Genomic DNA, 12119 nt, shown 5'->3' with positions numbered 1-12119 from the left:
ACCAACGTTGCTCAGTATGAAGGCGGCGCGTCCGGGGTCAAGGGCTGCGACCGCAGAGAATGCGGGAACGCCTCGACCGGGCCGTCACCGTGCGTCGAGAAGGGGCCGGCCCGCGGGGCCGGGTGCCGCCGACCGCTCCTTTTGCCCCGAGAGGGAGCGAGCGGTCGGCGGCGTCAGGGCGTCACTCGCTCCGGTAAGGGAGCGTGGTGCCCGGCAGTTCGTACTCGTCGCGGCGGCCGCACATGCCGTAGCCGCCCAGACGCGTCGGGGCGGTGTCGAACGCCGTGGCCGCCGCGAGGTACTGCGGGTCCCCCGCCTCCAGGGCGGCGAGCTGCTCGCCGGTACGCTGCGCCGTGGCGAGCGGGCCGGCCTCCCACAGTTCGCGCCAGGCGGGCGTCCTGGCCCGGACCAGGCGGGCGGCGGCCTGCTGGAATTCCAGGTACGGCCCGTTGTCACCGGCCCTGAGTGCCTCGCGCAGCGGCAGGAAGCCCTCGACGGCCAGGTCACGGCGCTTGCGGGCCGCGGCCTGCGCCTCCGGACCGGTCCGCGCGGGAAGGGCCGCCGCGGCGGCGTACCGTTCGGGATCGGCCAGCACGTCCGGTGGGAAGGTGAAGACCGCGTCCCCGGCCTCCGGCAGGCCGCTGTTCTGCATCAGCACCGTGATGCGCAGGTCGCCGCCCTGGACCATGCGGTGCACGGTGCCGGGGGTGAACCAGGCGACCGATCCGGCCTCCAGCGGGATGTCGCGGTAGCCGTCGGGGCTGAGGGTCTGCACCGCGCCGCGTCCGCCGGTGACGATGTACGCCTCGGTGCACACCAGATGCAGGTGCGGGCTGCCGCCGCACACCCCGTCGGCCGCCTCCCACTCGTAGGCCGACAGGTGCGAGAGGCCGACGGCGCCGGGCAGCGGGTGCGGCAGGCTCACCACGGCAGTGCCTCCAGGTACTTACCGACGCGCCCGGCCTCCCAGGCCCCGTCCGCGACGACCACGCGGTAGCGGTAGGAGAAGGACTGCCGCGGCGCGAGCTCGAACTCCTCGAAGAACGCCCAGGAGAACGCCACGGTCGGGATCGGCAGGGATCGCACGAACCAGTGGGACGGATGGACGGCCGCCTCACCGGTGTTCTCCGGGGCGTGGGCGAAGACGAGGGTGGAGTGGGCGTCGACGTCGTCGTGTTCTGTGGTGAAGCCGATCCAGGACGCCTCGGTGGCGGGCGTCCCCATGGTCGCCTCGTCGGTGGCGGGCCCCTTGGGGGTGAGGACCTGGCCGCCGGTGAAGTCCCGCGGCCCGCGCCACTGGAGGCCGGTGTAGCCGGCCATCTCCCGGCCTGCGGTGGTCGGCGAGCCGAAGTGGAGCGGCTCACCCCGCACGTTCGTCAGGTGAATCGCCCAGTCCAGCACCCACGCGCCCTCGGTCCGGTCGGCGGAGTGCACGGCCAGCGTGCGCCGTTCACGGGCCCACTCCGCGCCGCCGTTGCTGATCCAGGTCAGCTCCTCGGTCAGGTCGACGCGCTCATCGGTGGCCTCCAGCCGGGGGAAGGCATCGTGGCGCATCGAGCCGACCCGCTCGGGGACGGGCCGGTAGCCGGTGTCCGGGCCGAGGTAGGAGTTGCCGCCCCAGAAGTTCTGACCCGACAGGTGACTGGCCGTCATCTGCAGGCCTTTGTGCCAGCGGTGGTCGTTCGGCCGGTAGCCGGACACCAGATTGCCGGCCAGCGTGCGCAGCGGGTGGGCGTACGGCTTGCGCGATTCGAACGCCTCCGGGTCGGGCCGGTAGACGTAGGCCAGGATCTCCGTGCCGTCCGCGGCCACGGTGATGCGGTCGCCGTGCGTGTGCACGGCGGTGAGTCGAGCGGTCACTGCGCCTCCTTGGGGGCCCACTCCGGGTGGTTGCCGTGCATGGCGTCGTAGAACGGGTCGCCCGGCCGGATCTCCCCGGCCAGGACGGGACGGCCGGTGAAGGCCGACTTGTACAGCCCCGCGGCGAACTCCACGGTACGCCGGGCGTCCGGGCCGCTGCCGGGCGGACGTTCCCCCCGGCCGTGCGCGTCCAGCAGGGCTCCCAGCTGGGCGGCGTGGGAGCTGGGCAGGTCGGCCGCGGGCGTCCGCCAGCGCATCACGCGTGCCTCGTCATCGAGGCCGGGGCGCGGGGTGTAGACCCAGTCCTCGTTGCGGTGCCCGTACAGGTGGGTCACCTCCACCGTCGCCTCCGCGCAGTCGATGCGGATGCGGCTGACCTGGTCCGGCGACAGCACGCTGTTGACGACCGTGGCGACCGCGCCGCTCTCGAAGCGCACCAGCGCGGTGGAGACGTCCTCGCTCTCCACGTCGTGGACCAGCCGCGCGGTCATCGCGCGGATCTCGCTCCACTCGCCCAGCAGGTGCAGCAGCAGGTCGTACTGGTGGATGCCGTGGCCCATGGTCGGCCCGCCGCCCTCGCTGGCCCACCGGCCGCGCCAGGGGACGGCGTAGTAGGCGGCGTCCCGGTGCCAGGTCGTCTGGCAGTGCGCCACCAGCGGGGCGCCGAGCTCGCCGCCGGCGATCAGCTCGCGGGCGTGCACGGCGCCCGAGCCGTAACGGTGCTGGAAGACCACCGAGGCGAACGCGCCCGAGGACTGCTCCGCCGCGGCTATCGCCTCGTACTCCTCGAGCGACAGGCACAGCGGCTTCTCGCACAGCACCCACGCGCCCGCTTCGAGCGCCGCCACCGTCTGCTCGCGGTGCAGCGAAGGGGGGGTTCCGATCAGGACCAGGTCCGGGCGGGCCTCCGCGAGCATGGCGTCCAGATCGGTGTAGCCGCGCACGCCGCTCATGCCCGCGGCATCGGCCGCCGCACGGAAGGTTCCGAGCCGGTCGGGGTCGATGTCCACGGCGGCGGTCAGCTCGACCCGCTCGTCGTGGGCCCGCAGGGCGGGCAGGTGGCTCCCGGTGACGATGCCGCCCGTGCCAACGACGGCGGCCCGCAGACGGGAGGGTGAGGTGGGCATGCGGAAGACTCCTCATGGCTCAGTAAGCGCTTGCTCCATCTGGACTTTAGACATGGGTGATCGATCACACAAGGTCTTTGCGCTGTTTCATCGCGGGCTCGGCCCGGTGCAACGGCGGGCGTACCGGGCGCGTGGTCGCGGGCTCGTTCCGCCGCGCCGCGCCCGTTCCCCCGCCGGCTCCCCGGTATTCCACGGGCCAGTTCCGCTTCGCTCCCATACACTGATCGGCGGCAATTCGGGCCTCAGGTGGCCGGGGCGAGGGACGGGGAGGTGGCGCGTATGGCCGAGCAGCCCGCGACGCGCCCGCGCGCCGGGAAGAAACCCCCGACCATCTACGAGGTGGCCAAGCTGGCCGGCGTTTCGCATCAGACCGTCTCCCGCTTCCTGCGCAAGGACCCGGCCATGCGGCCGGACACGACCCGGCGGGTCGCGCAGGCCGTCGCCGAGCTGGGCTACCGGCCGAATCTGGCGGCACGGACCATGCGCACCCGCCGGTCGAACCGGATCGCGGTCATCCTTCCCGGGTCCATGGAACGCATGCCGAGCAGGGTGCTCAGCGGCGCCGCCGCGGCGGCCCACGAGGCGGGATACCTGCTGGACGTGGTGAGCCTGGAAGGGGACGCCGCCGCGCGCGCCACGCGCCTTGAGGCGTTGCTCCAGCCGGAGAGCGCCGACGGAATCCTTTCCTTCGCGCCCCTCGGGAAAAGCACCGGAGGGTTCGCGCTGTCGGACATCCGGGTGCCGATGGTCGTCGAGGGCGCGTACGACGACAGCATGCGCGCGCAGGGCGCGTTCGCGGACGCGTCGGTGGCCGCGGAGATCATGCGTCACCTGGCGGAGTGGGGTCACCGCCGCTTCATCCATGTCACCGGGCCCCTCGAGTGGGCGTCGGCGCGGGCCCGGCGGGCGGTGTACGAGGCGACGATCGAGGAGTTGGGGCTCGAATCGCTGGCCGTGGTCGAGGGCGACTGGAGCCCCGGGGCCGGCTGGACCGCCGCGACCGAGGTCATCGCCGGATCGGGGGCCACGGCCGTGTTCGCCGCCTCGGACGCGGTGGCGTTCGGAGTCATCACCGGCTTGCAGAGCCTGGGCATCGATGTACCGCGCAAGGTGAGCGTCTTCGGCTGGAACGACGAGGAGCTGGGCCGCTACTTCCGGCCGACCCTGTCGACGGTCAGCGTGGACCAGGAGCGTCAGGGGCGCGAGGCCGTGCGCCGGCTGCTCGGGCTGCTGCGCGGCGAGCCGCCCACCGGACAGCTTGAAGCGGCGGGCTTCAACCGCATCATCCTGCGCGAGTCAACCGGACCCGCCCCCACCCGCGGCGTCTGACCAGGGCTTTCGCCCGACCGAGCCCGCGGAGTCGGTCGGCCGGTCACCGTTCGTATGCCGTTCCCCGCCGCTGCGCGGGGTGGCGGAACCTGTGCGAAATAGTGGCGCAAAGTCCTTGTGTGATCGATCACGTGGCCTTTAGAGTCGCGCCACGCTGGCGCGCTCTCCTCCTCCCTGGGCGCCATGCGCGCAATCCCTTCGCACCGGAGAGGAAACACTTCTATGTGTGTGAACACGCCTCATCAGCGCGGGAGAGCCGCACGGCACCCCGCCTGCGCTCCCCATTCCGCTGATGTGGTACCCCGGCGGCTCGGCTGCCCCGGCGGTCGACGGCCTTCCGCCTCCGCCCCAGGCCGCCCCCGCCCCGCGCCGCTCCGGCAAGGCCGCGGTCCGCGACGCGGAGTGCGGAGGTGCGGTGGATGAGCGCGCTGGGTGAATTCCGGTCGCTGAGCCGCTCGCGGTCCAAGGCAGGCTCCGCCGATGACCGCGAGAAGAACCGCGACAACAAGGCGGCAGCGGTCTTCCTGGCGCCGTGGCTCATCGGGCTGGTCGGCATCACGCTCGGGCCGATGATCGCGTCGCTGTATCTCGCCTTCACGGATTACAACCTGCTCCAGGACCCGCAGTTCACGGGTCTGGACAATATCCGGCGCATGTTCTCGGATGAGCGGCTGGCGCAGTCGCTGAAGGTCACCTTCACGTACGTGATCGTGTCGGTTCCGCTGCAACTGGCCGTCGCGCTCGGCCTGGCGCTGCTGCTCGACCGGGGAATCCGCGGCCTTCCGCTGTACCGGTCGATTCTTTATTTGCCGTCGCTGCTCGGCGCGAGCGTGGCCATCGCCATCCTGTGGCGCCTGGTGTTCGGCACCGAGGGCCTCGTGAATGCTTTCCTGGCCATTTTCGGCATCGAAGGGCCGGGCTGGGTGTCCGATCCGGACACCGCGCTGGGGACGATCATTATCCTGCACGTGTGGACGTTCGGCGCGCCCATGGTGATCTTTCTGGCGGGCCTGCGGCAGATACCGCGCGAATTGTACGAGGCCGCCGCCACCGACGGCGCTTCGCGACCCAAGCAGCTCTTTTCGATCACCCTGCCACTGCTGAGTCCGATCATATTCTTCAACTTGGTGCTCGGGCTGATCGGGAGTTTCCAGTCGTTCACCCAGGCCTTTATCGTCTCCAACGGTACGGGTGGGCCGAGCGATTCCACGCTGTTCTTCTCGCTCTACTTGTACCAAGAAGGCTTCACCAGCTTCCGTATGGGCTACGCCTCCGCTCTCGCCTGGCTGCTGCTCATCATCATCGGAGCCTTCACGGCGCTGAACTTCTGGGCCTCCAAGTATTGGGTTTTCTATAATGACTGACGCCCTCACGACCAAAAGGCGGCCCGAGCCGACGCCCGGCATACCGGCGCCGAACCGTTCCCTCGTCTCCCACAGGCGCCCCGTGAGGCGACGCGTCATCAGCGTGCTCAAGCACACCGGGCTCGTCATCATCTGCCTGCTGATGCTGTACCCGCTGTTGTGGATGATCGCCAGCTCGCTGCGCCCGAACGACGACATCTTCACCAGCTCGGGTCTCTTCGTCGACACCTTCGACTTCGACCACTACCCCACCGGATGGGACGCCCTGGCCTTCCCGTTCAGCACGTATCTGCTGAACTCGTTTCTGGTCGTGCTCGGGTCGGTGATCGGTAATCTGATCTCGTGCTCGATGGCCGCTTACGCGTTCGCGCGCCTGCGTTTCCGCTTCAGAGGGCTGGCCTTCGTGGCCATGCTGATCGCGATCATGCTGCCGATCCATGTGCTGATCATTCCGCAGTACGTCTTTTTCGCGCAGATCGGCTGGATCAACACGTACCTGCCGCTCATCGTGCCAAAATTCCTGGCCACGGACGCGTTCTTCATCTTCCTGATGGTCCAATTCATCCGCGGCATTCCCCGGGAACTCGACGAGGCCGCGCGGATCGACGGCGCGGGGCACGCCCGCATCTATGGGCAGATCATGCTTCCGCTGATGGTCCCCGCGCTGGCCACTACCGCCATCTTCACGTTCATCTGGACCTGGAACGACTTCTTCACTCAACTCATCTTCGTGACCAAGCCCGACCTCTACACCGTGCCGGTGGCGCTGCGGTCCTTCATCGACGCCCAGACGACATCCGACTTCGGCGCCATGTTCGCGATGAGCGTCATCTCACTCATCCCCGTGTTCCTGGTGTTCCTCTTCGGTCAGCGTTTCCTGCTCCGCGGCATCGCCACTACCGGCGGCAAATAGCAACCGAACCGACGCCCCGGACAAGGGCCAGAAAGGGAAGAACATGACCCTTCGTGTGCGACGGAGCACGCGCGCGGGCATCGCCGCCGTCACGGTCTGCGTTGCCCTCGCCTCCTGTGGCGTGGGAGCCGACCCCGTCCAGAATCCGGAACTTTCCGAGGACGAGGTGACCATCACGTTGAACTGGTGGGGTGCGGACGCACGCACCCAGTCGACACTCGACGTGATCGAACTCTTCGAGGAGGAGTACCCGAACATCAACGTCGAGGCGCAGTACTCCGACTGGACGGGCTACTGGGACCGGCTGGCCACCACCACGGCCGCCGGTGACATGCCCGACGTCACCCAGTTCGACGAGCTTTACCTCGCGTCCTATGCCGAGCGCGGCGCCCTGCTCGACCTGTCCTCGGTCAGCAACATCCTGGACCCCTCCGCGGTCGACGCGAACGTCCTGGACTCCGGACGCGTCGACGGCACACTGTACGCGGTCCCCACCGGCGCCACGACCAACGGCGTTCTCATCAACACCACGCTCTTCGAGCAGTACGGCGTGGAGGTCCCCGACACCACCTCGTGGACGTGGGAGGACTTCGAGGAGGCCGCCACCGAGTTGTCGGAGGCGTCCGACGGCGAGGTGCACGGTATCAGCCCGTTCGGCCAGGACTCCTTCAGCCTCAACGTCTGGGCCCGCCAGCACGGCGGGGAACTCTTCGACGCCGAGGGGGACCTCGTCCTCGATCCCGAGATCCTGGCCGCCTACTGGCAACGGGCACTCGACTGGATCGACAGCGGGGCCGCGCCCTCGGTTGGCGAGATCAGCGAGACCATGAACCTGCCGCTCGACCAGTCCAGCCTGGTCACCGGCCAGGCGGCCATGGGCTTCATTCCCGCCGGCCAGTTCCTCGCCTACCAGTCGGCGGGGCCCGACTTCGACTACGACTTGGCGAACTGGCCCACCGACAGCGACACCGCCGAGGGATTCCAGTACCTGAAACCCACCATGTACTGGTCGGCCGCCTCCACCACGGAACACCCCGCGGAGGCCGCGCTCCTGATCCACTTCCTGGCCAACGACACCCGCGTCGCCGAATCCTTCGGCCTAGACCGCGGCGAGCCGGGGAACCCGGCCTTCCGCGAAGCCGTCGAGCCGCTGCTGGACGACAGCGGCAAGGAATCGCTGGCCTTCACCGAGGCCATGAGCGAAGAGGTCGGCGACACGCCCCCGATCACCCCCAACGGGGCCAGCAACATCGGCAGCGGCCTGCTCGGCCGCTATTACCAGCAGGTCCTGTTCGGGGAGTCCTCCCCGGAGGAGGCGGCGGAAGGCTTCCTGAACGAACTGGGGGATTCCATCACCGCCGCGGGCTGACCCGCACTCACCCGCGCGCCGCTCACGGCCGGGCCGTGAGCGGCGCGCGGGCGCCACCGACGCCGTTCCCCCGAAAACCTGCGAAAGATCACCTGCCGCGGAGGCCTGTCCGCACAATTTCCGACAGGCAGCCACATACGAGGAGGCGAGGCGACGGGCGGAGCGGACGGATGGGTGGGTGACCCTGGACCTCGCCACCACCGGAACGCCGCCCGTCAGCGGGTCGTGGACTCCCGGACGACCAGGCGGTGGGGCCCGGTGAACTCGCGGGCCCGGCCCTCCCGCCGCGGTGCCAGGAGGCGGGCGAGCAGCATGTCGAAGGCGGCCGCGACCATCTCCGTGTGCCCGGGAGCGACAGTGGTGAGCGAGGGCACGGTGTACGCGGCGAGCCCGATGTCGTCGAAGCCGGTGACCAGCACGTCGCCGGGCACGGTCAGCCCCCGGTCGGCCAGGCCGCGCAGCACGCCGACCGCGAGCGAGTCGGTCAGGCACATCGCCGCGTCGAACGCGACGCCCGCCCCGGTCAGTTGGCGCACGGCCGCGGCCCCGGCCTCGGTGGCGAACACGCAGGGCACCAGCAGTTCGTCGCGCGGTTCGACGCCCGCCTCGCGCAGCGCCGCGAGATGGCCGGCGGTACGCAGCGTGGCCGCGCCCTCCTCGCCGTGTGTCCGGCCGCCGAAGACCGCGATGCGACGGCAGCCGCGCTCGACGAGGTGGCGCGTGACGTCCCCGGCACCCTCGAAGTTGGCCATGGAGACGTGGTCGACAGCCCCGCCGTGGATGCGTTCGCCGAGCGCGACCACGGGGAAATCGGTGGGGAACGTGGGCGCGTCCGCGTCCCCGAGCCGCACGGTGCTGATGATGAGGCCGTCGTACATCCGCAGCCGGGACTGGGCCAGGGCGTTGATCTCGCCCTCGCGGGAGGCGCCGGTCTGCTCCACGGCCACCTGGTAGCCGCGGCGCCCCGCCTCCGCGATCACCAGCCCGGCCAGCTCCGCGCAGTACGGCTGGTCGATGTCGGGAACCGCCAGGCCGATCACTCCGGTGCTGCCCGCACGCAGATTGCGCGCCGCGACGTTCACCCGGTAGCCCAGGCGTCCGATCGCCTCGGTCACTTTGAGCCGTGTCTCGTCGCTGACGTAGGGGTGGCCGTTGATGACGTTGGACACCGTCATCGCCGATACCCCGGCCGCCTTTGCGACTTCGCTCATCGTCACCATGCGTCGATTATCCATGTCGGCGTCGCACCGCCGACCGCCCCGCGCACACCGCGCCCGCGGGGCCCGGCCGCGGTGCCCGCCCGGGTGGCGGACGCCGCGGCCAAGGGCGTCACACCACGAGCCACAGGCCGCCGGCGACCAGGAAGGCCGAGACGCCGAGGGTCGTCTCCATCACCGTCCAGGTCTTGAGCGTCGTCTTCTCGTCCATCCCGAAGAAGCGGCTGACCAGCCAGAATCCCGAGTCGTTGACGTGCGAGAGCACCGTGGCGCCCGCCGCGATGGCGACGACGAGGAGGGAGATCTGGAAGTCACCCAGGTTGGCGTCGGCGACCGCGCCCGCGATCAGCCCGGAGGTGGTGGTCAGCGCCACCGTCGCCGAGCCCTGGGCGACCCGCAGCAGGGTGGCGATGACGAAGGCCTGGACGATCAGCGACATGCCGAGGTCCGACAGCGAGTCGCTCAGCGCGCCGCCGATGCCGCTGAGTTCCAGCACACCGCCGAACATCCCGCCGGCGCCGGTGATCAGGATGATGGAGCAGATCGGGCCGAGCGAGTCGTCCAGAGTGGCGGTGACCTCGGACATCGACGAAACGCGGGGGCGCGCGAGCAGGGCGATCGCCAGCAGAACGGTGATCATCAGCGCCACCGGCGTGCTGCCCAGCAGGCCGAGGAACTCCGCCCAGCCCTGGCCCTCTTCGAGGGTGCCGGCGGTGACGAGCGTGTCGATGACCGTGTCGAAGGAGATCAGGACCAGCGGGAAGAGGAGGAGCAGGAGCACCAGCCCGAACGACGGGGGCCGATGGCCGGGCGCGGCCTCGTTCCCGTTCGCGCCGCCCTGCTGTTCCGGGGTCCTGCCGCTGCTGTCCCTGGCCTCGCCGAAGAGCACCTCCGGGATGGGGATGTGAATCCGCGCGCCGAGCCACCGGGAGACCAGCATCACGCCGACGTACCAGGCGACGACCGCGATCGGGATGCCGACCAGCATGGTGACGCCGATGCTGCCGCCGAGCACGTCGGCCGCGGCGACCGGCCCGGGGTGCGGCGGGGTGATGGCGTGCATGGCGGCGAACGCGCCGGCCGCCGGCAACGCGTAGACCAGCAGCGAGCCACCGAACCGGCGCGCCACCGTGAGGATGATCGGCAGGAAGACGACCAGTCCCGCGTCGAAGAAGATCGGGAAGCCGAAGAGCAGGGCCGCCACGCCCAGGGCGAACGGCGCGCGGCGTTCGCCGAATCTGTTGATCAGTGTGTCCGCCAGTACCTGGGCGCCGCCGGTCACTTCCAGCAGGCGGCCCAGCATCACGCCGAAGGCGACCAGCAGGGCGACGGACCCCAAGGTATCCGCGAAGCCGAACATCAGCACGTCGGGGATCTGGGCGACCGGGAAGCCGACGGCCAGCGCCGTGATGACGCTGACCAGGACCAGCGACACGAAGGCGTGCAGCTTCAGCTTCATGATCAGGAACAGCAGGAGGGCGACGGCACCGGCCGCGATCAGCAGCAGGGTCGCCGTGCCGTAGGCCGGCTCAATGGCTTCCATGAGAAGTCTCCGTTGAATTCTCGGGGTTCTCGTACGCGGACAGGGCGGCGGCGGCCCGGGCGGCAACCGCCTCGGGGGCTGCCGTGACGGCGACCTCGATGCCGAGCTCGTCCGCCTGGAGCGGTTCGAGCGCGGCGAACTGCGAGTCGAGCAGGGCGCCGGGCATGAAGTGGTCGTGGCGCCGCGCGAGCCGTTCGGCGATCAGGGCCCGGTCGGCCGCCAGGTGGACGAAGAAGAGGCCGGTCGCGGCGGCGCGGAGCCGGTCGCGGTAGGCGCGTTTGAGGGCGGAGCAGCTGACGACGCCACCACGTCCCGCACGGTCGGCCGCCCAGGCGCCGATGGCGTCGAGCCACGGTTTCCGGTCGGCGTCGTCGAGCGGGACCCCGGAGCTCATCTTGGCGATGTTGGCTTCCGGGTGGAACGCGTCGGCCTCCGCGTACGGGACCTCGAACGCGTCCGCCAGCAGCGCGCCGACCGTGGACTTGCCCGTGCCGGACACGCCCATGACGACCACCACGTGCCTGATGGGCATCTGCACCTCACTGTCCTCTTCGACTGGTGCCGCCAGACTTACTCCTGAGTACGACATATTCAAGACTGCTTCACTGAAATGTAATACTTATTGGGGGGTGCCGACCAACGCGTAGGGTGACAGAGGACGAACGACATCACCACGGGCTTGCCATGGGAGATCCATGACCAGTGAGGGGCGGGGGTTGCACGCGAGGCTGCTGGCGTGCCTGGGACCCGAGATCACATCCGGTGAGTACCCACCGGGGACGGTCCTGCGCACCGACGCGCTGGAACGGCGCTTCGACGTGTCCCGCACGGTCGTCCGCGAGGCGGTCCGGGTCCTGGAATCCATGCGCCTGGTGGCTTCCCGGCGCCGCGTCGGCGTGACCGTGCGGCCCACCGAGGAGTGGAACGTTTTCGATCCGCAGGTCATCCGCTGGCGGCTGGCCGGCTCCGACCGGCCCCGACAGCTGCGGTCCCTGACCATGCTGCGCTCGGCGGTCGAGCCGGTCGCGGCCGGGCTCGCGGCGCGTCTGGCGACGCCGCGGCAGTGCGCCGAGCTGACCGAGCACGCGCTGGGCATGGTCGCGACCTCGCGCGGCCAGCAGCTGGACGCCTACCTGGTGCACGATGTCGCGTTCCACCGCGTCGTGCTACGCGCTTCGGGCAACGAGATGTTCGCCAAGCTGGGGGACGTGGTCGCGGAGGTCCTCGCCGGGCGCACCGAGCATCACGTGATGTTCACCGACCCCGACCCGGCGGCGGTGACCCTGCACGTCCAGGTCGCCGAGGCGGTACGGACCCGGGACGAGGACCGTGCCGAGCGGCTGACCCGCGAGATCACCACCGGCGCCATGGCCGAGCTGGACGTGCTCGCCCCCTGA

11 protein-coding genes are annotated in these 12119 nt (G+C 70.1%); 5 read left to right on the top strand and 6 right to left on the bottom strand.

What is annotated here, in order from left to right:
* Nucleotides 1-181: 181 nt before the first annotated feature.
* Genes RM779_RS27095 through RM779_RS27085 form a run of 3 tightly spaced genes read right to left on the bottom strand, consistent with a single transcriptional unit; the run spans nucleotide 182 to nucleotide 2987 of the window.
* Nucleotides 182-928 carry a cupin domain-containing protein gene (locus RM779_RS27095; RefSeq protein ID WP_311620389.1) on the bottom strand — a complete coding sequence of 249 codons (747 nt, stop codon included), beginning with the start codon at nucleotides 926-928 and terminating at the stop codon, nucleotides 182-184.
* On the bottom strand, nucleotides 922-1860 hold the full coding sequence (locus tag RM779_RS27090; RefSeq protein WP_311620388.1) for a DUF6807 domain-containing protein: 939 nt from the start codon (nucleotides 1858-1860) through the stop codon (nucleotides 922-924). Before RM779_RS27090 ends, RM779_RS27095 begins: the two co-directional genes overlap by 7 nt.
* Nucleotides 1857-2987, bottom strand: a complete 1131-nt coding sequence (locus tag RM779_RS27085; protein WP_311620387.1) for a Gfo/Idh/MocA family protein — start codon at nucleotides 2985-2987, stop codon at nucleotides 1857-1859. Before RM779_RS27085 ends, RM779_RS27090 begins: the two co-directional genes overlap by 4 nt.
* 279 nt (nucleotides 2988-3266) lie before the next feature.
* Here RM779_RS27085 and RM779_RS27080 point away from each other — a divergent pair, with 279 nt between their 5' ends.
* From RM779_RS27080 to RM779_RS27065, 4 genes are all read left to right on the top strand, one after another.
* Nucleotides 3267-4316, top strand: a complete 1050-nt coding sequence (locus tag RM779_RS27080; RefSeq protein ID WP_311620386.1) for a LacI family DNA-binding transcriptional regulator — start codon at nucleotides 3267-3269, stop codon at nucleotides 4314-4316.
* Nucleotides 4317-4735: 419 nt separating this feature from the next.
* Nucleotides 4736-5680 (top strand): carbohydrate ABC transporter permease, encoded by a 945-nt coding sequence (locus RM779_RS27075; RefSeq protein ID WP_311620385.1) that lies wholly within the window; start codon nucleotides 4736-4738, stop codon nucleotides 5678-5680.
* Nucleotides 5681-5762: 82 nt separating this feature from the next.
* Nucleotides 5763-6593, top strand: coding sequence for a carbohydrate ABC transporter permease (locus tag RM779_RS27070; protein WP_311620384.1), 831 nt, complete (start codon nucleotides 5763-5765; stop codon nucleotides 6591-6593).
* Between the two features lie 55 nt (nucleotides 6594-6648).
* Nucleotides 6649-7962 (top strand): ABC transporter substrate-binding protein, encoded by a 1314-nt coding sequence (locus tag RM779_RS27065; protein WP_311620383.1) that lies wholly within the window; start codon nucleotides 6649-6651, stop codon nucleotides 7960-7962.
* 215 nt (nucleotides 7963-8177) lie between these two features.
* Here the strand turns inward: RM779_RS27065 and RM779_RS27060 are convergent, their stop codons facing one another.
* The 3 genes from RM779_RS27060 to RM779_RS27050 all read right to left on the bottom strand — a co-directional run bounded on the left by RM779_RS27060 (nucleotide 8178) and on the right by RM779_RS27050 (nucleotide 11254).
* Nucleotides 8178-9182 (bottom strand): LacI family DNA-binding transcriptional regulator, encoded by a 1005-nt coding sequence (locus RM779_RS27060; RefSeq protein WP_311620382.1) that lies wholly within the window; start codon nucleotides 9180-9182, stop codon nucleotides 8178-8180.
* A 109-nt stretch (nucleotides 9183-9291) separates the two neighbouring features.
* On the bottom strand, nucleotides 9292-10722 hold the full coding sequence (locus RM779_RS27055; protein ID WP_311620381.1) for a GntP family permease: 1431 nt from the start codon (nucleotides 10720-10722) through the stop codon (nucleotides 9292-9294).
* Complete coding sequence (locus RM779_RS27050) at nucleotides 10709-11254, bottom strand: gluconokinase (protein ID WP_311620380.1); 546 nt, start codon at nucleotides 11252-11254, stop codon at nucleotides 10709-10711. Before RM779_RS27050 ends, RM779_RS27055 begins: the two co-directional genes overlap by 14 nt.
* Nucleotides 11255-11417: 163 nt before the next feature.
* Between RM779_RS27050 and RM779_RS27045 the strand changes: the two genes are divergently transcribed.
* The gene (locus tag RM779_RS27045; RefSeq protein ID WP_311620379.1) at nucleotides 11418-12119 is read left to right on the top strand and encodes a FadR/GntR family transcriptional regulator; all 702 of its coding nucleotides are present in this window, start codon (nucleotides 11418-11420) and stop codon (nucleotides 12117-12119) included.

This window comes from Streptomyces johnsoniae (assembly GCF_031845565.1).
GTDB lineage: Bacteria > Actinomycetota > Actinomycetes > Streptomycetales > Streptomycetaceae > Streptomyces > Streptomyces johnsoniae.
Note: the sequence above shows the minus strand (reverse complement) of the source record. Positions and strands in the feature narration are given on the sequence as shown.

What these genes read in the sequence shown, in the direction of transcription:
- RM779_RS27060 (WP_311620382.1), bottom strand. Translation starts at nt 9,182, where the DNA reads ATGGTGACGATGAGCGAAGTCGCAAAGGCGGCCGGGGTATCGGCGATG.
- RM779_RS27085 (WP_311620387.1), bottom strand. Translation starts at nt 2,987, where the DNA reads ATGCCCACCTCACCCTCCCGTCTGCGGGCCGCCGTCGTTGGCACGGGC.
- RM779_RS27055 (WP_311620381.1), bottom strand. Translation starts at nt 10,722, where the DNA reads ATGGAAGCCATTGAGCCGGCCTACGGCACGGCGACCCTGCTGCTGATC.
- RM779_RS27050 (WP_311620380.1), bottom strand. Translation starts at nt 11,254, where the DNA reads ATGCCCATCAGGCACGTGGTGGTCGTCATGGGCGTGTCCGGCACGGGC.
- RM779_RS27045 (WP_311620379.1), top strand. Translation starts at nt 11,418, where the DNA reads ATGACCAGTGAGGGGCGGGGGTTGCACGCGAGGCTGCTGGCGTGCCTG.
- RM779_RS27075 (WP_311620385.1), top strand. Translation starts at nt 4,736, where the DNA reads ATGAGCGCGCTGGGTGAATTCCGGTCGCTGAGCCGCTCGCGGTCCAAG.
- RM779_RS27080 (WP_311620386.1), top strand. Translation starts at nt 3,267, where the DNA reads ATGGCCGAGCAGCCCGCGACGCGCCCGCGCGCCGGGAAGAAACCCCCG.